The 23577-nt window shown below is 60.0% G+C and carries 11 protein-coding genes; 9 read left to right on the top strand and 2 right to left on the bottom strand.

Annotation, left to right across the window (positions count from 1 at the left end; translation table 11 throughout):
• Positions 1–14: 14 nt before the first annotated feature.
• Positions 15–7490 carry a hypothetical protein gene (locus tag J3U88_RS23055; RefSeq protein WP_207861351.1) on the top strand — a complete coding sequence of 2492 codons (7476 nt, stop codon included), beginning with the start codon at positions 15–17 and terminating at the stop codon, positions 7488–7490.
• The gene (locus J3U88_RS23050) at positions 7487–11524 is read left to right on the top strand and encodes a hypothetical protein (protein ID WP_207861350.1); all 4038 of its coding nucleotides are present in this window, start codon (positions 7487–7489) and stop codon (positions 11522–11524) included. Before J3U88_RS23055 ends, J3U88_RS23050 begins: the two co-directional genes overlap by 4 nt.
• 41 nt (positions 11525–11565) lie before the next feature.
• Here J3U88_RS23050 and J3U88_RS23045 read toward each other — a convergent pair whose 3' ends face one another.
• Positions 11566–12507 (bottom strand): LysR family transcriptional regulator, encoded by a 942-nt coding sequence (locus J3U88_RS23045; protein WP_207861349.1) that lies wholly within the window; start codon positions 12505–12507, stop codon positions 11566–11568.
• Positions 12508–12621: 114 nt separating this feature from the next.
• Here J3U88_RS23045 and J3U88_RS23040 point away from each other — a divergent pair, with 114 nt between their 5' ends.
• On the top strand, positions 12622–13167 hold the full coding sequence (locus J3U88_RS23040) for a hypothetical protein (RefSeq protein WP_207861348.1): 546 nt from the start codon (positions 12622–12624) through the stop codon (positions 13165–13167).
• A gap of 101 nt (positions 13168–13268) precedes the next feature.
• Here J3U88_RS23040 and J3U88_RS23035 read toward each other — a convergent pair whose 3' ends face one another.
• A complete protein-coding gene (locus tag J3U88_RS23035) occupies positions 13269–13928 on the bottom strand; it encodes a C39 family peptidase (protein ID WP_207861347.1) in 660 nt (219 codons plus the stop codon).
• 441 nt (positions 13929–14369) lie between these two features.
• Between J3U88_RS23035 and J3U88_RS23030 the strand changes: the two genes are divergently transcribed.
• From J3U88_RS23030 to J3U88_RS23005, 6 genes are all read left to right on the top strand, one after another.
• A complete protein-coding gene (locus J3U88_RS23030) occupies positions 14370–14960 on the top strand; it encodes a plasmid pRiA4b ORF-3 family protein (RefSeq protein ID WP_207861346.1) in 591 nt (196 codons plus the stop codon).
• Positions 14961–15653, top strand: coding sequence for a hypothetical protein (locus tag J3U88_RS23025; RefSeq protein WP_207861345.1), 693 nt, complete (start codon positions 14961–14963; stop codon positions 15651–15653).
• Positions 15654–15778: 125 nt separating this feature from the next.
• The gene (locus J3U88_RS23020) at positions 15779–20476 is read left to right on the top strand and encodes an ATP-binding protein (RefSeq protein ID WP_207861344.1); all 4698 of its coding nucleotides are present in this window, start codon (positions 15779–15781) and stop codon (positions 20474–20476) included.
• A 158-nt stretch (positions 20477–20634) separates the two neighbouring features.
• Positions 20635–20928: a hypothetical protein gene (locus tag J3U88_RS23015; RefSeq protein WP_207861343.1), complete on the top strand. Its 294-nt coding sequence runs from the start codon at positions 20635–20637 to the stop codon at positions 20926–20928.
• A gap of 375 nt (positions 20929–21303) precedes the next feature.
• Entirely contained in the window at positions 21304–22221 is a 918-nt protein-coding gene (locus tag J3U88_RS23010; protein ID WP_207861342.1) for a hypothetical protein, read from the top strand.
• Between the two features lie 42 nt (positions 22222–22263).
• Positions 22264–23235 (top strand): carbon-nitrogen hydrolase family protein, encoded by a 972-nt coding sequence (locus tag J3U88_RS23005; RefSeq protein WP_207861341.1) that lies wholly within the window; start codon positions 22264–22266, stop codon positions 23233–23235.
• The last annotated feature ends 342 nt before the right edge of the window (positions 23236–23577 follow it).

Below are 23577 nucleotides of genomic sequence, written 5' to 3'. Positions count from 1 at the left end.
AGGAGTTGCCGCCAATGTCGATTGAATCCTTGTACCAAGCCTTTGCCAAAGCGGTCCGAGAAAGGCACATCGGACCCGATGTTCTTCCGCTTATGGGGCAGCTAACCACCGCGCTAGGCGTGCGATTTCTGGCATTGAGCGGCGGACAAGCCGAGCAGCTACCTACTGCCGCGCGCTTGGTTGCCACGACGATTTGGCCGGAGCATCCCGGGGAGAAGAAGGTTCGTGATCCCGAATGGACGCTGCGCTTAATCGGGACCCTTGACGATCTGGGTCGGGACCAACTCGCATTGACGTTACAGGCGCAAACAGAAGGCGGTTTTGTTTCGATTTCCGGCCTCGTTGCCGATGTGCCCCATTCGCCCATGCCCGACCCCAATGTGGGTGGCGGCATTACCAAAGGGCCGTCTATCTTTGAAAAATTGGGTTTAAACCAGACTGAAGTGACCCTAACGGTCGTTGATGAACCCCATCCGTCTCCGCCGTTGCCGACGCTTAGCGGTTGGTTGGCGGGCAACCATGAAGCGATGGAAAAGGTATGGGGATGGACGGATTCATTAAGGTTGAGTGTGTCGGGTACGATTGATCCCCGCAAGGACGCCAAAGTCGTCGATAAGGTGAATTTGGATGCTGTCTTGCCTTTCTCCAATCGTGATTGGGCCGGAAAACTGAATATAGATGCCGTTCTGTTGCGGCTGACCACCAATTATGGCGATATTTTTAGTTGGCAGGTGCCGCCGCCGCGTTGTTGTGTGGCCTTATTGGTTCTTCAGGTCGTGGTACAGAGCCCCACCCGCCATGTCGTTGAAATCAGTGTTCCACCGGGCTTAAGCAGCCATCTTCTCGATGTATCCGGCCAGGCCAACCCGCCTTTTACCCTTGGGGACGGCCTCTCCGCGTTGATGAAGTTATTTCCAGGCGCTCCATTAGATACTTTTGCCTTGCCTTCAGGTGTTGCACCGCTTCATGAATTTGAGTTGGCCTTCTTACGCGTTGGGATAGAAACCGAGGAGAAGGATTTTGATTCCTTCTCCGCGCCTGTTCCTATTGGTTTGGCTTTTACCTCGGTAGGGGTCCGCTCGAACACCCGTTGGGATCTACCAACACCCTACATGGCCATTCAGGATGTGGGTGCAAGTTGGTTCGTTCGTTGGGATGGAGCCGAACAAGCTTATTGGGAAGGCAGCCTTTTCGGCACCATGATTTTTGGTGACCCGGGGGACGATGACCCCGGTACCCATTCGGCTTTATCCGAGCGGCCCGAGCGGGACCTAAAAGCCTATGCGCTCCTTGACGTGACCGCCGATTTGACCAACCTGTCGGTGGCAGCACGGGCGCGCTATCCGTTTAAACTCGATCTAGCCAAGGCCATGGCTGAATTTTTCCCCGGAACCCAGCCGGTGGTCGGCAAGGGGTTGGTTGTTGATTTCATCACGATGGACGCGAACCTCTACCAGCATACTTTTGGGGCGGCGTTACGCGTTCATGGTGATTGGTTGATTAAGGCCGGCAACATCGCTTTTACCCTTGAAGACCTGTCCTTCAACGTGACCCTCAATGCTTCTTCAAAGTGGGGCGGGTTGCAGGGGATCGCCGCTGTTTTTGCCGCAAACACGGGCGAAACCGGCGATGGCTCTGGTGAGGAACCGGTGGAACCTTTGGCGAGGCTTTCCGTCGGGGCCTATTATCCCGGCGACGGCGTTTGGACGTTCCAGGGCGGTTTGATGGGCAAGCCCTTAAGCTTGGTCGAATGGGTTACCGTTTTTCTGGGTGAAGCCGCGCCGGCTTGGCTTACCGAGGATCCTAGCTTGGATGTGTCGCTCACCAAGCTGTGGGTAAAATATGCCACCGCGGAAGGCAACCCTTATGCCGTGTCCGCTGGGTTGGCGACCCTTTGGCAACCCACGCTGTTTAACATCACCCTCGGCATGGCCGCCGAAACCGACATTGTTTACCGCAAACGCATTAAGGATGATCAGCACGACGCGCTTTTGCCGGCCGCGGCACCCGCCGACGAGGACGGCGCGGGACCCGACATGGTTTACGAGGCTACGGTCAAAGGCGCCTTTACCGTCAACAACTTGGTGATCACCGCGGGTGTTTCCCTTCAGGACGACGAACAGACCTGGCTGTTCCGCGTGCAGCTCGATCAGTTTCTCCTGGAGGGTACCTCGGCCTACATCGGCACCGGCGACGACCGCCACCAGGTGATCCGCGTGGTCATGCACGGCGTTTCCTTCGGCACCATGGTTTCCAGCCTTGCCGCGCTCGCCAACCCCAACGCCAATTACCAACTCCCCGAGCCCTGGACCTTCCTCGACCACATCCACATGGGCGACTTCACCCTTTTGGTGGATCCGGTCAAACAACGGGTTTCCTTTGATTACCAAACCAAGATCCACCTGGGTTTTATCACCGTGGAAGGCGTCGGCGTGCGGTACGACCGCGACAGCGGCGCGCCGCGCGTGTTCATCGAAATTACCGGTTCCTTCCTCGGCAAAACATACGGCTCGGGTCCCGACGATCAACCGCTGAGCTGGGATGCGCTCAACGACAGCCCGCCGGAGGTACCCGGCGAGGGCGACCTGCTCGTCAATCTGCGTTATCTCGGTCTGGGTCAACATTTGGCTCTGGCCGGTTTGACCAAACCCGACTCTGTTGCCGACGTGCTCGCCTTGATGCAGGAGCAGATGAAACCCGCCGTCGCCTCGCGCAACCCGCTGGATCAGCCGGGCGGGGAGAAGATGACGTTTGATGAGGGCAGTCAGTGGTTGGTTGGCGCTGATTTGACCGTGCTTAACACCGCCACCATCCAACTGGTGATGCACGATCCCGACCTCTATGGCGTGTTGATTGCGCTTTCGGGTACGCGGGCCGGCGTGCTCGCCGGGTTCCGTTTCGAACTGCTTTACAAAAAGATCAGCGAGGACGTGGGCGTGTTCCACGGGCGCTTGCAGGTGCCCACCGCCTTCCGTCACCTCAACCTCGGCGCCGTCGCCCTGACCCTGGGTGTGATCGCTGTCGACATCTACACCAACGGCGACTTTAAAGTGGACCTCGGATTTCCGCACAACCGCGATTTCAAAAACAGTTTCGGACTGACCTACGGCGCCTTCACCGGCGTGGGCGGGATGTACTTCGGCAAGTTAAGCGGGGCCACTTCAAGCAAGGTGCCCGCGATCAGCAACGGCAACTTCTCGCCGGTGTTGGAACTGGGTGTGGGTTTGGCGGTGCGCACCGGGCGTTCTATTAAAGAAGGTCCGTTGGCGGCCTCGCTGTACGTCCAACTTGAGGTGTTGTTCGAGGGCGTTTTGGCCTGGTTTAATCCCGACGATGCCTCCGTTTCGGAGGCGACCTATTACAGCGCCGTCGGCATGGCGAAGCTGGTCGGCAAATTGTGTGGGAAGGTCAACTTTAAGGTGATCGCGATTGATATCAGCGTCGACGCCGTCGCCTCGGTCACCCTGCAAATGGAGGCCTACCGCCGTACTTTGATCGAGATGGTCATCAACGTGCAGGCCCACGCCAAGGTGCGCGTTGGGTTTGTGAAGGTCTCCTTTTCCTTTAAGATCCGCCTCGACGCCTCCTTTGTGGTCGGCGCTGACGCCACCACGCCCTGGGTTTTGGCCGGCGACGACGGGACCGGCCCCGGTCGTGGTCAGCTGGAACCCGCCGCCGTCCATGGTGGCGCGCTGCCGGCGGCCAACGCCTCGCGCTTGCGCCGTTCGCGCTTGCGGTGGCGCCGGGCCGATGTGGCGCGTCGCTTGCGGCTACAGGCGTTGGGTGTTTCGCCCATGTGCGCCAATGCGCGCACGCCGGAGGAGCCCTACGTCCTCAACTTCTCGCCCGATGTGCAGGTGTTCGACGCCGTGCAATCGCTCGACATTCGTCTGTTACCCGCCTACACCGTTGCCGACGCCGATCTCATCTGGCCGGGCCAAGGTTACCCGTCCGGTAGGAAAACCCACTACCGCATTGTGTTCCTGTTAACCATCGACGGACCGCTGCCGGTGGACGCTGTTGGTTTGGACCAAACCCGTGCCGGCGCCTTCACGCCAACCGCGCGTGCACGAGACCCGTCCGAAACCCCTTTCGCCGTGTTGGGCGACGCTTTGTTCCGCTGGGCCTTGACCGCCGCCGGGGTCGACCTCGCCGGCGATCAACTGGATGCCGGCAAACTCGACCTGCTCGCCGCACAACTTGACGACCCACAAACCTTTGCGCGGGGTTTTTCCTTCGACAACCTCTCCGGTTTTCTCGGCAACAACCTCTCGCTGCGCGTTTCCGGTCAGCCGAAGGGCAACCCGCCCGACGACCTGAGCGGCGTGGCCTTCCCCATGCCGCCGGTGCTCAAGTGGGAAACCGAGGATCTCAAAAAGCAGGACAACAAACGCAATTTCGCCGCGTACCAACCGGTTGACAACGAATACGCCAAGCTGGTCGCCGCCGAATTCGCCGGCCTGTCGCCCGCGGGTGTCGACGGGGACCCCGATTCCGGCGGGATTGAGAAAAACGAATCGCTGGCCTCGGTGGTCTTCCGCGAGTACCTGTTGCTGGTGACCAAATCGATGGTGCAGGCCGCGCGTAACCTGTTTGATGCCTTTCCCGTCGATCTTGCCGCCGACAGTACCTTGGACGAGGTTGCCGCTTCCTTTCCAACCGTGGCGATGGGGTACATCGTGCACCGCGGCGACACCACCGAGCAGGTTGCCGCCCACTTCGGGGTCGACGAGGCCGCCTTGATCGTGCTCAACCCCGACCTGGGTCAAATCCTGGCGAGCGAGCCGCCCGGCACCAAGATTTCGGTGCAGCTTGGGGTTACCCCGGAAAGCATCGCGGCGGCCAATCCCGAACAGGGCTTGGCCTACCCCCAAGCGTTTTTCAATCTGGCCTTGCAAACCCAGATCCACCAAGGTGATACGCCGAACACGTTGTGTTCGCGGCTCGGTGCTCAGACAGGCGATTGGCTGGTGCGGGCCGCGGCCTTGGATGCGCCGATCACCCTGGCCGGCGCGGCCTTGACCGTACCCAGCGACACTTTTTACAACCCCACCGGACTCACCCTGACCCAGGTCGCCGCTTTATTTTACGTGCGGTTCCACGCCGGCACCCAGGTGGTGTTACAGGCGCCGCGGGTTAACTGGTACGCCGAGGCGATCACGGCGCTGAACGGCAGTGACATCGGCGCCGAGGGGGCTTTGCCGGACAGGGTCAAGGTACCGGCGGGTTACAACCAACTCGGCGTCGAGCCCGTTCTCTGGACCCGTTTGGTCGGGGACAGCCTCGGCCGTTTGGCGGCGGTGACCGCGCTGTGGCAAAACCCGGACGCCGACCCCGCCTTCGCGGCGTGGCTGGCCGAGCTGGAAGCGGCCAACAAGGATCGTGAATTCATCGACGTCATCATCCCCGCTGCCGACCTGGTCGTCCTTCCCGACGAAACCTTGCGCAATCTCGCCACGCGCACCTTGCGGGTTCGGAAGCAAAATTACACCGGCCCTGATTCGGAAGCCGTGCCCAGCGCGAAGTTTGATCGATTGGTGGAAAACGCGGTCGTGCTAAAGCCCCTGGCCCCGGTCGTGGTTACCCCGTGCACGCTTCAGACCCTTGACGGCGACACCGTGCGCGCCTTTGCGACCCGCTACGACCTGCCGCTCGAATTCGTCGGCAGCCTCGGTGCCGCCGTCAAGGGTTGGTTTGTGCCGGGACATCAACCCCTAAACGTGACCCATCTGGCCGCCGTCACCCTGTCGGCTTTGATGCCCAACCTTTTGGCCGACACACCCGTGCGCGATGTCGCCGGCCAGGTCTCGCGTTTTATGTTGCATGGTCAGCGTCTGCCCGTGCCCGCGGACACCACCAAACGCGCCGGCTTGTACGAACTGATCGGCCAGCAAGTCGTCGGACCCGCGCCCAGTCCCGGTTTCGGCAAAGTTGTCACGCTGACCGTGGCGCCCAGCGTCGCCGTGAACTGGCTTCAATTGGTTCAAACCGAAACGGCGGTGGTTGGTGATGATCCTGCCGCCGACCTTGCCGCCTACCGACGGCGTGTTCCCGACTTCGCCCGCCACAACCCTGCCGCCAACGCCGGTGGTTTGCGGACCGGGCTTGTGTTGGACATGGGTGCGCGGCAGGATCAGGAATTGACCCTGGTCATTACCAAAGGGATGTTGAACACTTCCTACCCCGCGCGAACCTTGGCGGTGAAACTCTTCCAAAACCCCGCCCCGATGGCGCTGTCCCAAACCGTTCCGATTCGTCACGGCTTGGCGCGTGGCTTGATGTGGCATACCGCGCGGCGACCCGACCTGGGTGTGGGGAAGGCGCCCGTCGTTGGTATGCCCTCGCTCTGGGCCTTGCCCCATGCCACAACCCAATCAAAAGCCGCGGCCAAGGGTGGCGCCTGGCAGTTGTACGCGGCTGATCCCGGCCTGGGGCCGGACGCACCGGCGGCGGCCGTGGCGGGGTTCACCTGGGCCACCCGGCTTGATATTCGCGTCAATCGTGTGCCGGGTTCGCCGCACCTTGTTGACGTTGTCGGTGCCGATCCCGTGGATCGCGAGGTGTTGTTTCAGCTGTGGCAATTTCTCAAGCAAGGGAAGGATACCGCCGACCTGTGGCTCGGTTTCTCCCGTTCGCCCGCCGCCGGCTTGGCGACCGGGCTGTCCTCGCCCGCGGTGGACGGCCACGCATCTTTTATCGTGCGTACCAACCTGTCGACGGAAACCCACGCCGGGCCGACGGATGTTTCTGTCGGCGCGGAGGGAGAGCAAGAGACAAAGTCGGCGTTGTTCTACGCCCCGCTTGCCGATGCCTGTTCCTTCCTCACCTTGTTGTGGGAGGCGAGTGTGGTGGGCGGCGGCGGTTATTGGTGGCACCTCACCGATACCCTTGGAAACGGGTTCCCACCCGATGTGTTTGGCGACGAGGGTGGTGGGATCGTGACCCTTGTCGCCGTGCTCAAAAGCCAAACCGGCGCCAAACCCAACCGCGCGCTGCATCCTTTCACCACCGCGGCTTATGTGGATGGGCCCGTGGACGGGCACAACACCGACCTGTACGTCGCCGCCGCGGATGGGTGCGACAGGGTGGCGATTGCGACCTTGGCACCCGGCCGGGTCGGGTTCACCATGGGCGTGACATTCCCCTGGGAAGATGAAAACGATTCGTTGAAAAAAACGCGGCGGCTCTACAACCTCGCCGGCTACCAACTCCTCGCGGCGAAAGGGTTTCATGGCAGTGAGCCGGGCCTGCCCGTCGGCGGCCAAGCCGATAACCCGGACGATGAAAAACAGACCCTGTCCCAGGTGATTCCGATCCACCGCTTTGCCGAGAAATCGTTGGTTCCCACGGGTGCCGGGAACCCGCCCGCCGAGGAAGATCCCTACGCGGGCATCGCCGCGCAAGGTACGTCCAAGCCGGCGCGGGTCACCGTGGCATTGTCATTCCAAGACGTGTTTGGCAACCGTACCTACAAGGAAACCGAATCATGAGCAACAAGGATCTCAGCCATTTGACCCTCAGCGTGGGGTATACCGACGCACTGGTGCCGTTAACCGCGTGGCCGCTGACCACCGTGGCGTGGACGCTGACGCCGCGCCAAGGGCAGGGTGCTGATTTGGACGTGCACCTCGCCTTGCAGCCGGGCGGGCTGACTCCGGCTGCCGAGGCCGCGGGCGACGCCGCCGTTTCAGGCGCGCGCGAGACCGCCGCCCGTTTTGCCGCGGTTTGGTACCAAATCCAACAACCAGACGTAACCATGAGCCTGTCGACCTCGTTGCAGCAAAGCGGTGATACGCCCGATGTGCTGGCCATCAAAATGGATCAGGCGCGCGCTTTTATGACCGGTGCCTACCAATTCGCCCGCGACGCCGCCGCGGTGCGCGCGGCCTGCGCCGACCCCGCCGTGACCGCGACCTTGGCCGACGTGGTCAGCCATTACGGGGTGAACTGGCAGGCGCTCGGCCTCGCCGCCGGCGACCGTTTTGTCGGCAACCTGATTGACCTGAAGGAAACGCCTTTTTCCATTCCCTGTTACACCGTGGCCTACGACGGCGCGAGCCCGAACGATCTTTTTGTCGGCGTTTCCAGTGTGCCCGACCTGATGCTGGACGCGGACAATGCCGACCTCCCGCTCCAGGTCGGTACCGAACTGGTCGTGCCCGCCGTGGTGCGACCCCAGCCTGACGACGGTTTGCCGCTAAACCTGCTTGCCGAACGCTATGGACTGAGTGTGGCGAGTTTGGTGCGCGCCAACCAGGCGAGCACCGGTTTGCTGCGACCGGGTTTTGTGTTTACCGCCCAAGGCGTGGCCGTGGCAGTGCCCGATCCGGCGGACGGCGGCAATGCACCCGGCCCGCCACCCAGCCTCGACGACATCGCCGCCACCTTTGCCGCCAACGGCGTGCCCTACGACGCCGTGATGGTCGCCGGCGCCAACGCCGAACAGCCGGGGATGTTTGCAGACAGGGTTAAGTTGGTCGTCGACCGGCGGATCATCAAAGACGGCTGGACCCTGAACAACAATGGCTGCGAGGCTTCCAGTGCCGAACTGGCAAGCGCCAACGCCGGCACCGTCGACCTTTACCCGCCGGGAACGCCCTTGCTGCTTAAGATGGTGCAACGCGGCGCCGACCAGGTCGCCAAGGAACCGCTCGGCGCCCTGGCGCGCGCCAACGGCATCGAAGCCGGCGATCTGTTGCGCCACAACGCCGGTGTGGCAGTGCGCGCCGCGGGCGGTGGTGAGGGTTTGGCGGCGACCGGTTTCCCCATTCCCGGCATGTGCGCTTTGCCCGCCGCTTGGGACGAGAACCCGCCCGCGCGGCTGCCGTCCGAGGGAAGCGGTTACAGCCCGGCCCAATTGGGCACGCTGACCGAGCGCGACCCAACGTCGATGCTTTCCGCCAACCAGGCCACCCCCAACTTGATCCTCGCCGGGGCCGTGCTCAAGCCGACGCCGTTGCTCAGCCAACCGACGCTCACCACCGCCGCCGCCGACAGTATCAACAGCATCCTCGCGCGCTTTAACGCGGCCGGCGTCGCCGTCACCGTCGCCGATCTCGTTCAGGCCAACCTGAACAACGCCTTTCTGGCTCCCGGCGCGGCCTTGTTGTTGCCGCCTGCCGAAACCGTGCTGCGTGTGCCGATAGGGGTCAGAGGTTGGCGTTTTCCCGGTAGCATCTTCCCGCTGCGCACCTGGGTGACCTTGTCGCGCAACGCCGACCTCGTCGAGGCGGATTTCAAGGGCACGGATGTGGCCGCGATCACCAGTCCTATCGCGATCCAGCGCGAGAGCAACCCCGCCGGCGCGGAGGACGACGCGGAAACCCTGGACGCTTTTATCGCCGCCCTGGCCAAAGCCCTGCCCGGCCTCGTTCCCGCCACCGGTCAGGTGGTCAAGGCGCGCGAGAACGACGGGCCCAGCGATCTGTTTGGGGTGTCCTTTCTGGCCGGCCAGGGGATCTGGATGGTTGCGATTACGCCGCCCGCGCCCGCCGTGGGTGATCAGGGGCCGCAACCCTACAGCTTCGCGCTACGTCCTTTGTTCAACAGCGTTCAAAGCGCCGACGCCGTCGCCGTCGCGCCCTACGATCCCGACAGCGGCGGCTTGGGCACCCCGCAACAGCACGATTACCAGGGGGTGAATGTCGAAGATTGGGCGCACGCTTGGCTGGCCGGCCTCGACTTGCTGTGCACCGGTCCCTACGTCACCGCCGCCTACCCGATCAACCCCGCCGCCATGGGCCGTTTGCTCGCCGCGAAACAAGGATTGGCCGACGCCGTCGCCGATGGTTTGTCGGCCGTGCTCGCCGACCAGAACGCCGCGGGTGCATCCGTGGGATCCGTGCCATGGAAGGCCGCGCGCGAGGTATTGCGCCAACGCTTGCTCGGTGATTTGGTGCGCGCCTACGACGGGACCGCGATGATTCAGTGGCAGGTCGCCGTGGGCGCGCTCCCGGATGTCGCCAACGCGCGCCTCTCCGGCGCGGGTTCTTTGGCCGACGACGGCGACGACGGCGACCGCGCCCGCCTCGGGAATGCCAAACTGGATCTGGCCAACACCAAGGAAGGCACCTTGACCTTCCCATTCAACCTGAGCCGACCGGGCACCGACACCGCGATCACGCTAAATCCGACCTACGCCGTCAAAGAAATCGAGTACCACATCGAACCGGTGGTGGCTGGTTACGCCCGTTCCGAGTGGCTGCAATTCACCGGCAGTTTTGCCAAAAACCCGCCCCCCGCCTACACGGCCGAGCTGGGAACCCCCCTCATCCCCGTGCCCTTGCGTTCGTACCCGGCCCAGCCGGCGCTCGCCTTCCAGGAAGCGCTGACCAATCCCGCGGCGGCCACACCGGATGAGGCCTGTTATTGGGCTTACCGCGTCGCCGTCGCCCACGAGGCCGCCGCGGGCGACCAGTTGGTCATCGCGGTGGAATGCAACCGCGGCGCCGGCGTGGGCCAAGAGCCCGGCCAAAACAACGACGACCTGTTTGCGGCCTTGGCGCAGTACGCGGCGATTGAAGACGCACTCTGGGCCACTCTCGACAGCCTCACACCATCCGGGAGCGACGGGGATCCCACAACCCTCGCCGCCGCGCTGACCACCTACGCCGATTTAGCCGAAAAGGTCACCGCGGCCTGGTCGGCCCACTGGAACATTCACGGCGTCGAACCGCGCCTTGCCGATGTGGGCCAAATCCACCCTCGCCGCCGTAACCCCAAGCAGGACCAAAGCAAAACCGTCCAACACATCATCAACAGTTACGCGGCGTCGTTTTCCCTCGGTGACAACGGCTTGATCCGGGCCGTGTCGCTGACCCAACTTGATAAGGACAACACCTTGGGCTGGCCGGACATCAGCTTGGTTTTGGAGGGCGACATCCACATCCCCCTCACCGGCACCGACCCACTGCGATCAACCCGCGATTACGTCCTGCCCAAAAAAGCGCCGGCCCCGATCACCGCCGCGCGCCGCTTGGAACTGACCTTCCCCAAGCTGCACATCGCCGAAATCCAGAACATCACCACCGCGGTGTCGGTCCAGCGCAACCTGCGCCTGCTGGGCCACGACGGCCCACGCACCTGTTCGAGCCTGATCTACCGCACCCCGGAATCGGCCTTCCCGCAACCCTTGGTGCCGTTGATCGTGGTTTCCGAGCCGATGGTGATGAAACCCTGGTCGGAAATCCAGAACCAGAACCCACCGGCACACCTGCTCGGCACCTTGACGCGGGATCGCATCACGGGACGCGACATCGGCTTCGCGGTACGTTACGCCTACACCCTCGCCGAGGCCGACCCCCCGCTCAAAACCTTTTTACCGGTCGCGCTGCGCCCGCGCACCACGGCAGACGACCAAACCGTGGACGCGGTGGTGGCGGCATTAAAAAAATGGCAAAAAGAAAACAACCCAATCCAAAACGGCGGCGAATGGACCTTTGATTTCAGCTTCTATTCAACAGTCGACCCCAAGCGCCGGCGCCCCCTGCTCCAACTCAAACAATGGGTCTTCCCGGTTGGCTGAGAGGGAAACCTTACGGGGGCTCTCAGAACCCATACTGTCGGTTAACCTTCTTTTTTGGTTGGTTTTCTTTCCCAGGGGACCAGGTCGCGGTAGCGGCGGACGACGAGGTCGATAAAGGCGCGCAGGCGCGCCGGGGGGTTGGCGCCTTCCGCGTAGACCAGGTAGAGGTCGGCGGGGGCGTCGTGCCAGGATGTGAGGAGGGCCTTGAGTTTGCCCGCGGCGAGATCGGCCTCGCAGACGAAGGCGGGGGCGACGCAAATGCCGAGTCCGGCCAGGGCCGCGCGGTAGGCCGTGTGGCTGTCGTTGACCTGGAAGCGGCCGGTGACTTCTTGGTAAAAAGGGCCGTCCGGGCCGGCGAATGGCCAGCGCGCGCTGTCGCCGGGGACGATGCAGTCGTGTTCGGCCAACGCTTGCGGGGTTTGGGGTTCGCCCCGTTGGGCCAGGTAGTGGGGCGCGGCCAGGAACTGGATCGCCGCCGGTCCCAGTTTACGGACCGTCAAGTCGGGTGCCTCGACCGCCATGCGGCCGACACGAATTGCCAGATCCACGCCCGCCTCGCGCAGGTCGATTTTTTCGCGGGTGACCCTTGCGGTTAGGCTCACCTCGGGGAAAGCGCCTAAATACACGGCGGCCAAATCTGCCAGCAGGAATTCGCCCACAATTTGGTCACAGGACACCCGCAAACAACCGCGCGGTTCCGCGACGGCATCGCGCACCTGCCTGTTGGCCTCCTCGGCGATGGCGGCGATTTGCTCGCATTGCTTGGCATAGGTTTGCCCGACCTGGGTCAGTTGCAGCGATCGCGTGGTGCGGTGCAAAAGGGTTACCCCCAGCGCTTGTTCCAAGGCGGCGATGCGACGGCTCACGGTTTGTTTCGGCATGTCGAGCAGGCGGCCGGCGGCGGAAAACCCGCCGGCCCGCGCGACCGTGGCAAAAAGCCGCATGTCTTCTAAGCGAATGATTGTCCCATTTGTGTTACGCATTGTCTCAATTTGTACCTATTGTCTTGTTCTGCGTGCCGATTCTACAATAGGCCCCGTAACCATCTCTTGTAAAGCGGCGTTCCGAACGGATCGCAAGAACAAAGTGAGGTATCCATGAAACGTGCCCTTGTTAGCATTATCTCGGCCGGTTTGGCCATGTACCTCTTCGGTATGCTTTACTGGGGTGTGAGTCCCTTGCCCTACTATGCCTGGCAACAGACGACGGATGATGTCGCCGCGGGTGAAGCCATGGCCCGTTATTTTCCGGTTTCCGGGACCTACTACCTTCCCGGCGAACACCACGACGCGGCAACCAAAGCGGAACTTTACGAAAAAGGGCCGGTCGCCATGATTCACGTTACCGCTCGCGATGGGCGCGCCCTCCATGAGCCCTGGGTTTTGGTTAAAGGATTGGTCTTGAAACTTACCGTGGCGGCACTTCTTTGGCTGGTGCTGTTCTTGGCGCAACCAGACAGGGTTCGCCGTGGTTTTTTGCTGCTGGTGGTCGTGGGCCTCGCCGGTACGGTGCTGATCGACATGGGCGATGTGGTGTGGTGGTACCTGCCGTTTCCGTGGAAGGCGGCCCAATCGATTTATCACATTCTGAGCGTAACGCTCGCGGCGTCGATTCTCTCAACTCGCGCTCTGCCCAGGGACTAGCGGACGTTACCATTTCCGGCCGAAACCGCGTGGGTTCGGTTTCGGCAACCTGCGATCTGCCTTCTGTTTGGCAAGCACGCTAAAGGTGTGCCTCGGTGGCATCACATGATGGCGCAGTTGCCATACCAGGGAATTTCGTTTGCGGTCGGCCCGTTCTCATCCTCCGGGAAACAGGAGAACAAAGAGTCGTTTGAACAAACGGAGGAGGGCGAGGAGGGCGGTGTGAAGCATTCAAAGGGCGGTTGTTTGGTCAAGTACAGGTAGGTCAAATAGAATTTTCCCGCAAGGTTGTTATACAGTTCATTGAACGTGGCGGTTTTGTTTCCTTGCGCGGAGCAGGAATAATAAACGGTATCATCGTTGAAACCATAGAGAAGAATGGCGTGGCCGGTTCTGGTTCCATGCTTCTTCAATCCGGCAATGACCGGTTTACCCGCCGCCAGTTCTTGGGTGATCAGACCCTTGAAGGTGTGCTCGTTGAAATCACCCACTCTTCTTTTAAGCTCCCTGGCGAAGGCGTTGCCCAGCGCTTTGGTCATGTTTCCGACCCGGACGCCGTCAGAAGTGGTTTGGAATGAGGTTGGATCCGCGGCCCAAAGGTTGCGGCCCCATTGTTCGGGATTGCTGACGGGTTCCATGACGTGGTAATAGGCGCGCACCGCCGTACTGGTCGCGGCCCAGCAAAAGGGGGAGCTTCGGTCGATTTGCGGGACGAAGGAACCTGGGTTCGCTGATGGGATAGCAAGGATTCGGCTAGGCATGGTTTTCTCCTGGTTGGTGGTTCGGGGAATCGGTCGCGATCATGAGCCCGTGGGTCTTTTTCTCAAGAAAATGAGCGAGCATGCATGATTCCTACTTAAACTAATACCAACATTCGTGCCAAAGGTGCGTTTTAATTAGGTGACCCATTTTATTTCTTAAATAGCTGTTAATAATAGATTTGAGGTGTTTGGGCCGTTGTGGTCCCCAAAATAGGCGGGGTTGCGTCTCGGTGCGGCTAATTTTATGTAAAGTGCAGAAAGAAAGAAGGTTGTCTTTTGGTTCGGTTGCAATGGCGGAACCAAGGGTCCCGTTCGTTGTATCTGGTCCGGTTTCACCTGTGTACGCGTTGGCGACAGGGTTGTTGTAGCCATGGCCTCATTTGTTCTGTTAAAACGGCCCACCATCGCTTAGGCTTTTCCGTGAAACGCTGGGAGGTGGCCGTGAGCCGTTTATTGACTTTGAAAATTACCCTCGAACACAGTTACCCTGAAATTTGGCGCGAGCTCGAGGTTGACGGCCGCATTCGGCTTTCTTGTTTTCATGAACTGATTCAAATCGCGATGGGTTGGGAAAATTGCCACCTTCACTTATTTAAGAAAAACAAAGACCTGTATATGCCCTATGGCGATTTGCTGATCGAGCTGAACGCCATCGATGAGGATTACTTCTCCATTTTTGATCTGTTGCCGCGCAAGGGGTGCAAGGCCGTTTACGAATATGATTTCGGTGATTCGTGGATCCACTTGATCGAGGTAACAGCCTCCCGCAAGATTACCGGTGCGCTGCAAGCACCCAAGTTACTCGCGGGGAAGGGGGCCTGCCCGCCCGAGGACAGCGGTGGCATTTACCGGTACTGTGATCTGTTGCCTTTGCTGGACCAACCCGACCATGAGGATTACGAGCAAGTTGAATGGTGTTTGGGTGAAGACTTCGATCCCACGGCCTTTGACCGAAAAGCCGTACGCGGCTTCCTATCTAAATATGCAAAGGAACAAAAACTACCGGAGCGCGACGAAGACGAAGGAAGCTGAGTGGACCCAAAACCCTGCACCTGTGTAGCACCCATTAACGGCAGGCGGTTTCCCCGTAACCTCCGCCTGCACGAGCCCCAACAAGACACCCAATCCCCGGCCTGGCGAACCTTGTGCAAATTGGTTGACGAAGCCGTCGCGGACGGTCGCGAATGTTTTGCGCCCTTTCGTGAATTGAGCGAGGCGGATCGCAGCCAAATCGTCACCCTGCCCAAAAGCATCGCCGGCTTGAAACGGGTGAAAGAGTTCGTCGTTTACGGGAGCAGTCTGGTTTGCATTCCGCCGGAAATCGGCGATATGACCGCGTTGGAAACATTCACGCCCTACACTTCTTACCGGCTCCATTGGTTCCCCTACGAAATCACCCGTTGCGCGAACTTACGCCGCGGCACGGTGAGTACCCGCGCCCTGTTTGGGAACGCCAAATACCGGCCGATGTTTCCCCGCCTTCCTTGCGATATCCCAGCCTTGTACCCACCCGTGTGCAGTGTTTGCCGCGGCCCTTTTGCCGCGGAAGGCCCGCTGCAGCGATGGCTCTCGCTGAGGATCGCCACCGATGTGTTGCCGCTTTTGGTTTTTGCCTGTTCCGCGGCTTGCATTCAAAAGGTACCCAAACCCGCGGCGGGTTATGTCGACCATGCCCACCAGGGCGGGCCGCCGGTGCAGCAACCGCCACCCCAGTTTCCCCGTTAACCCTCCCGGCGCCGTCCTCGTGGAATGCTCACTTTTTCCCCGTGCGTCGCGGGCTAAACTGGGGCGCCGCGGGAACTTAAGTTCACCTGGAAACAGCCGAAAATGAAGATACACGAGGAGTTATCTTGACGGTTTCGGTTTGGCGTCGCTTCGGCGCGGCCTTCTTGCCCGCCCTGGTTTTTTGCATCGCCCCGGTGCTTGGCGACAGCCTGCGCTTTCGACCCCTTCCTCGCGACAGCGGCTTGTCCCAGGGCGGGGTTTCCTGCGTGCTCCAAGACCACCAAGGATATCTTTGGGTTGGCACCGAGGACGGCCTGAATCGCTACGACGGCAACCAGTTCACCATTTATCGCCACGATTCCGATCAAGCAGGTTCGATCTCCGGCTCCTATATTGGCAGCCTTTACGAGGACCGCCGCGGTACCTTGTGGATTACCGCCGCCCGCGCCGGCCTCAACCGCTACCATCCCGCCACCGATTCGTTTACCGTTTACAGCCGGGACTCGGAAAAGGGAAAGGCGTTGCTGTCGAACTGGGTGACCGGGGTGTTCGAAGACGCGACCGGCCGCTTTTGGGTGATGACGCGCGAGGGCGGCATGTTCCTGATGGACCGCGATCAGGAAACTTTTGCCCCGGTTCCCGTGGTTTACCAAAATGCGCCCGAGCAAAAACCTATGGCCGGCAACCGTTTTGTGCAGGATCCAAGCGGTTCGATTTGGATCGGGGGCGGCAGGGGTTTGGTGCGCTTTCATCCCGAGACCCTTCAGTTCCATTTATTCCGCGCCCAACCCGAATTACCCGGCGGCTTATCCGATGACACCGTGTGGGCCCTCGGCCTCGACGCACGCGGCCGACTCTGGATCGGCACCGAGGACGGCCTCAACCGATTAAACGACGACGGCGAAACTTTTACCCGGTATCGCAACGACCCGAACGATCCCCATTCCTTAAGTTTCGACGTGGTGCGCGCCTTTCTTTTAGACGATCAGCAACGGTTTTGGGTGGGCAGCAGCCAGGGGCTCAACCTCTACCATCCTGAAACGGATCGCTTTACCCAGTTTCGTCACAATGTGGCCGACCCCGGCGGGCTCAGCAGCGACAACGTTTGGGGCTTGGAACAGGATGATGCCGGCAACATTTGGGTGGGCACCATGGGCGGCGGGCTCAACCGCTATATCCCCCATCTAGAACGCTTCGGCCACATCCGCCACATTCTGACCGTGCCCGACAGTTTGTCGGACCCAACCTGCTGGGGGATGGCCGAGGCGCCCAACGGTGAAATATGGATCGGCCTGGAAAACGGCGGCGTCGATATTTACAACCCGGAAACCGGCAAAGTTCGCCACCTCAGTGGGGAACTGGGGAATCCCCACGGGCTGAACCCGTTCCGCAATTCCTACGTGATGTTTTCCAAGGGCACGGCCTGGCTGGCCACGGGGGGTGGCGGCGTTCAGGTGATAGATCTGCAAACGGAGAAGGTGATTGAAAATTACGAACCTGACCCCGACGATCCCACCGCCCTCGCCGGGAGCATGTTGGTGAAGCTGTTGCGCGATTCGCGCGGTACGAATTGGGTGACTTCCTTCGACGGCGGCCTCTCGCGCTTCCTGCCCGAGACCAACAATTTCCAGATTTACAAACACGAAGCGGCTAACCCCAACAGCCTGGGCATCGATCGGGTCGCCTCCCTCGCGGAAATGACGCCCGGCTACCTTTGGGTCGGTACCATTGGCGCGGGTGTGAACCTGCTCAACATTGACACCGGGCATGTGCGGCGTTTCGAGCCCGATCCCAAACGGCGCGACGCCCTACGCGGCGCGGCCGTGATTAGCCTTTACCAGGAACCCGGCGGTACCTTGTGGGTGGGAACGCTCGATGCCGGCCTGAGCCGTTACAACCCCGATACCGATTCCTGGCGCAGCTGGGGCACCAAGGAAGGTTTGCCCAACGAAACCGTTTACGGCGTTTTGCCAGGTGAGCCGGATGTCCTTTGGCTTTCCACCAACAAGGGACTTTGCCGGGTGGATACGCAACAGCTTAGCTTCCGCAATTACTACGTCCAGGACGGCCTCCAGGAAGATGAATTCAACGTGGGCAGTTATCTGCGCGACAGCAAAGGGTTCCTTTATTTTGGCGGGGTCAACGGCATCACCCGCTTCCGTTCCGAGGCGATTGTCGACAGCCATTTCCAACCGCAAGCCGTTTTTACCGAAATGCTCATCGCCAACCAACCGGTGCAACTCCAGCACGAATCCTTTGTGTCGCCGCCGGGTGCGGCGCTGCAGGGTGCCGAGGCGGTCACACTGGATCACACGCGCAACATGGTGACCCTGGCGTTTTCGGCGCTGGATTTCACCATCCCGGAAAACATTCGTTACCGTTACCGGCTCGAAGGCTACAGCCCCAACTGGCTGGAAACGGATGCGGCCAACCGTCGCGCCACCTATACCAACCTCCCGGCGGGCGACTATACCTTGCGGGTGCAGGCCACCAACGTCGACGGGACCTGGAGTGAGCGCGGGGCCGCGCTGAACCTGATCGTCAAACCCCCACCTTGGCTGAGTTGGTGGGCCAAATCGATCTATACCTTGCTGATCCTCGCCGTGGTTGGGATTTATTTAAGGGTGCAATCGCAGCGTTTGGCGCGGGAACAACAAATCGCGCGCCAGCAACGCCAACTCGCGAGTCAGGCCGAGGCCATGGCGGAAAACGAACGCAACGTCGCCAACCGCCTGCGCCAGGTCGACCGGATGAAAGACGAGTTTTTGGCCAATACATCCCATGAACTGCGCACCCCGCTGAATGGGATGATTGGTTTGGCGGAAAGCCTCAAAGACGGATTCCACGGCCCCTTACCCCAAGCGGCCAATACCGATCTCAACCTGATCGTGTCTTCCGGCAAACGCCTCTCCCACCTGATTAACGACATCCTCAACTTCAGCTTGCTCAAAAATGGACAGATGGTGATGCACCCCGCCGCCGTGGATTTACACGCGCTGACCACGGTGGTGCTGGCCTTGTCCCGTCCTCAGCTCGGCAGCAAAAAGGTGACCCTTACCAACCGGGTCCCACGCGATTTACCCGCGGTCCTGGCCGACGAAAACCGGTTGGAGCAAGTGCTGCATAACTTGGTGGGCAATGCGGTGAAATTTACCCACCAGGGTCGTATTGAAGTGCGCGCGGAAGAACAAGACGAACGTATTTTGATCGCCGTCACCGATACGGGGATCGGCATTGCGCCGGATCTACAGGGCGCCGTGTTTCAAATGTTCCAGCAGGCCGACGGCTCCACCACCCGTGAGTACGGCGGTACCGGTTTGGGGTTGGCGGTCACCCGCGAGTTGTTGAAGCTCCAGAATGGGGAAATTTGGCTTGAGTCCGAGCTGGGTAAAGGCACCACCTTTTACGTGATCCTGCCCAAGGCGGAAGACGCGGTTACCGAAATCATCCCTGTTTCCGCTTTGATGGAACAGCCCGAGGCCGGCGACAAGGATGCGGGCGACGGCGAACCCGGACCCGCCGTCGAAGCCAACGGTTATCGCCTGTTGATCGTCGACGACGACCCGGTTAACCGCCGCGTGTTGGCCAACCATTTGCTCATAACCGGCTACACGCTGCGCGAGGCCGCCGACGGTTACGAGGCACTGGCGATTATCGATGAGGAGGAACCTTTTGATATGGTGCTGCTCGACGTGATGATGCCCCGTCTGACCGGTTACCAGGTCTGCCGCGAGTTGCGGACCCGTTACTCGCTGGACGATCTGCCGATTTTGTTCCTCACCGCCAAAAGCCGCGAGGACGATCTGATCGACGGTTACGCAACCGGCGCCAACGATTTCCTGGTAAAACCGGTCGCCAAAAACGAGCTGCTGGCGCGCGTCAAAACCCACTTGGCACTGTTGGAAGCCCATCGCGATTTGGAGAGCAAGGTCGCGCAGCGCACCCGGGGTTTGGTTGCGGCCCAGGAGGAATTGTTGGAAGCCGCCCACCTGGCCGGCATGTCGGAAATGGCGACCGACGTGTTGCACAACGTGGGCAACCGCATGAACAGCATCACGACCGCCGTGCACCTGATTGGCGAAATCGTGCAAAACAACAAAGGGCTCGAGCTGCTGAAAAAAGTGAATGCCTTGATGGCGGAACACCAACACGATTTGCCCGCGTTCTTCGCGGAGGACCCGCGCGCGGCCAACCTCATCGAAGCGCTCGATAAAATTGCCGCCAAGCTGGCGCAGCGGGATCAAGCCCTGCTGGACGACGGCACCCAGGTGTTGAACCACGTCAACGAAACCCGCGCCATTCTCAAGGAACAAAGCAAATACGCGGAGTTGCGCGGGCACAGCCGGCCCAGCGATGCCAATGTGCTGATTAGCGAAGCGCTCCAGATCGGGTTGGTTTCCTTCGAGGCGCGCAACATTCAGGTGATCACCAACCAGGAGGCGGATTTGCCGCTGGTCGAACTCAATAAGGCGCGCTTCATGCGGGTGCTGCTGTGCTTGTTGCGCAACGCGGAAGAGGCGGTGACCACCGATGAACAGAAGGGGCCGGGTCGCATCACCGTTTCCTCGGCCAGGGTCGGCGGCGAGGTCAAAATTACCGTAGAAGACAACGGGATTGGTATTGAAGCGGGCAACTTGGTGCGTATTTTTGCCTATGGGGTGAGTACCAAAGCCGGGCGATCCGGGTTCGGCCTGCACTACTGCGCCAATGTCGTGAACGAGATGGCGGGAAAGATCGATGTAAAAAGCGAAGGGATCGGCAAAGGGACCTTGGTGACCCTGCGTTTCCCCGTGATTTCCGAGGCTGAGGCGGTAAGTGAATGATGAACCTTGGTGACGCCATGACCTTAGGCTAATTTGGTTGCGGATCGGACTTGCTGTGCTGGGTGTATTTTCGCCGGATGCGCGACGATCAAATTCTGGTTTCCTCACATAAATTTGGCCTGAATTTGTTACGGTTCACCTAATTCCCCTTGAAGCACATGAAACCGCTTCTCAGGATCGGCACCGCGACCACCTTCGCCGCGAAAAACCTCGCCACGGGTCGGGTTGTCGAGGGCGCGATGCGGCCGGTGAGCGCCGGATCCTTGGCGAAGCCGCCGAGCGATCACGATTTTGCCGCGCGTATTCAGCCGGGGCAGGCCGTGGGTGGTTACTTTAATCCGAACTTGGCCAATTTGGTGGCGCTTCCGGCCGAGGCTGCAAGGTACGAGGTTTACGCGTATTGGGGCGATACCGAATCGAACCGGGTGGTGATTGAGCTGATTGCCCGCTGAAGCCGTAGCGCATCCTTCCGCTTCCGGGTGCGGCATGGGGCGGCTGGTTCGCGCGAGCAGGTGCGTTCAAAGCCGACCGCGGGGTGTCACTCTCGCGGGTACTACCTGAAACTCGACAGGTTGCACAAGACCGTCGTGAACCGTGCACGGGCGGGCTTGGTGTCCTTGTTGAAACGATGTTCTTTATGTTCAAGTGGTTGCTTTGTAGGGGTTTGTGTTTATTCGGCGACGAGGTCGAACGCCTCGCCAAACTCGGCACAACTCCTGCTATTTGGGGTTGGTATCGGCGGCCTTAGGGGGCGCCCATTCCCGACCCAAGGCCTGTTGTTTCAGGTCCTACCCGCGTGGGTTGGCACCAACCAACAGGAGATTGTTATGACAGGAACTTATGCTGTTTTCCGCCAGGGCGTTTTGTCAACCGAGGTACATCCGGTCCCGCCGACCGATCACGACGGGCTGGTTATGTTTCAACGTCCGGGCTCACGCGAAGTCTTGCCGATTTACGCTTACCATCCGTATGACGAGGATGGTGTGCGCAATGCGGCCGTGGCCGGCTTTCACCGCAAAAGCTTCCAAGGGGTTGAAAGTCAATTAAACGATTTGCTTTCAAGGGTGACCCGCGATTACCCGCCCGCCGCTTGGTTTTACGTGATGGTGGGTCACAGCATGAAGGTCGTTAAGTGGTACTTTAAATCTCGGGGTTTAACCAATATGGTTGCGCTTAATGTGAGCGGCGTGCAAAGAGATCGTGTTGCCACCTCTGATTTTGTTCGCTACCTACAACAGAAAATCCAGAAAACAGGTGGTCACAACCTTTTGGTGCTGGACTATACCTACTCGGGTTCCGGTTTGGCAACCATTGGGAATTTGATCAAACAGCAATACCCCCAACGCACCGTGAAAACCTTGGCTTTGGCGGAACGAAGTGAACTCGGCCGCATGAATTCCCATGGCATCGACGCGATTTCTTTAACCAACGGACCCGATTGCCTGGCCAAACAGATGCGTGGTGAAAACCTAAAAGCCTTTGGCCGCCACAAGGTGAAGAATACGCTGCACGAATGGCGCGCCGATGTCCCTCAATCGCCGGATGCCGCGGAATTTTTGGTTGCCAAGCGCCGCTTCACCCAGGAACTACAAACAGCGGCCTTGTTCGACTATTACGAGGCGTTGACCACCTACCAAAGGGCCCGGCGAGAAGCAGGCGACGACGATCTCGGCTTGGTGGGTTCGCTGTCGGGTTCAGAAGCCGGGGACGGCGGCGAGTCCTTCAATGACGATGATTTTGTATAGGGACCCATTGGAAAAAAAGGAAAAAAAGAATAAGGAGCGTGTATGACCTTTTATATCGCTTTGTGGGAAGTCGATACTTATGGCTTCGATGATGTCCCGGCCTCCTTGGCCGCGCTTGAGGCGGCGCTTGCCAAAGCCGAGGAGCAAGGTACCCAAATGGATGCGACCTGCCTGTTCGCCGCGCCGGAATTTCTGTTCACCAAATCTCGGGATGAACACTTTATGGACGAGGATGCCAAAGAAGATGTGCTACAGCGCTTAACGGCACTCAGTGTCAAATACAAACGCTGGTTGATGGTACCGGGAACCGTTGGTTGGTTTAAAACCAGGGTACGCATGCCCAGGCGTGCGGCGCGCCGGGAGGAAGAAGAACGAAGCGCGTCACCACGAAATCCTCAGGGCTATGTCGACCGTGCCTGGGAAACCCCGGTAAGGGTGCTGCCGGCCTACACCCCGGAGATGGCGGCGATGAATATGCCGGATCCCTTGGGAACCAGTCGTCCAGATTTAGAGGAATATTTAGGTGATCGAGACAGTGAGTTAGCCTATGTCCAACAACAAACCCCGAATGTGCAGGACCTGCGTTTTGCGAGAAATACGGCTTATGTACTCAAACGCGGCGCCTTAATCCATAAGTACAGCAAACAAATTCCATCTTTTGCGAACGGTTTAGCAGATGTTGGCAGACACGATCAACGGCAATCGACCCTCTTTTTGCCGGGCAAGGAATGGCCGCTTTTTCAGCATAGCGACATGACCTTTGGCCTCGAGATTTGTTCGGAACATGGGGTGACCCATCTGGCCAACAGAATGCGTTTTGGGACACCACCTGATATTCATCTGCTCCTCTCCGCCTACACCTCGACCTTTGAAGATGGGATCGCGAGTAACTGGAACACCTTGGTCCATGCAGACTCGCGTCATTCCAAGTTGATGTATGAAGGCGCCGCGGTTGACCCCTTGGCGCGCGTGCCCCTTGATCGGGGCACCCTCCTATTCTACGAAATGGGTTAAACCTAGGTCGTGCGGAAGCGCGGGATTTTTTGGCAAAAATCGGGCGTGAAATGGTTTGGAAAAAGCGGGCCGGGATCGCGCACCACTGCACCTGTTGGATGCGGTGCGCACTTCTCCCGGCCGTTGGTGCCCCGGAGGTTTGGCTAAAACCTAAGCAGCGTGATAAGGGCGAGGGATTTTGGCTTAAGATCTGGAGCGAAATGGTTTGGTAAAAGGTAAGCCTACCAACGAGGGTTCAGACGCAAAGCGTCGAGACGGCTACACTTCCTGGAAAAGGTTCAGGAGGTTGCTTTGGGAAAGCTAAGAATCGAGCCAAAACAGAAATCGCCGGGTTTCATTCGT

This window comes from Acanthopleuribacter pedis, assembly GCF_017377855.1.
GTDB classification, from domain to species: domain Bacteria; phylum Acidobacteriota; class Holophagae; order Acanthopleuribacterales; family Acanthopleuribacteraceae; genus Acanthopleuribacter; species Acanthopleuribacter pedis.
The sequence above is the reverse complement of the archived record's forward strand: the minus strand, read 5'-3'. Positions and strand labels throughout refer to the sequence as shown.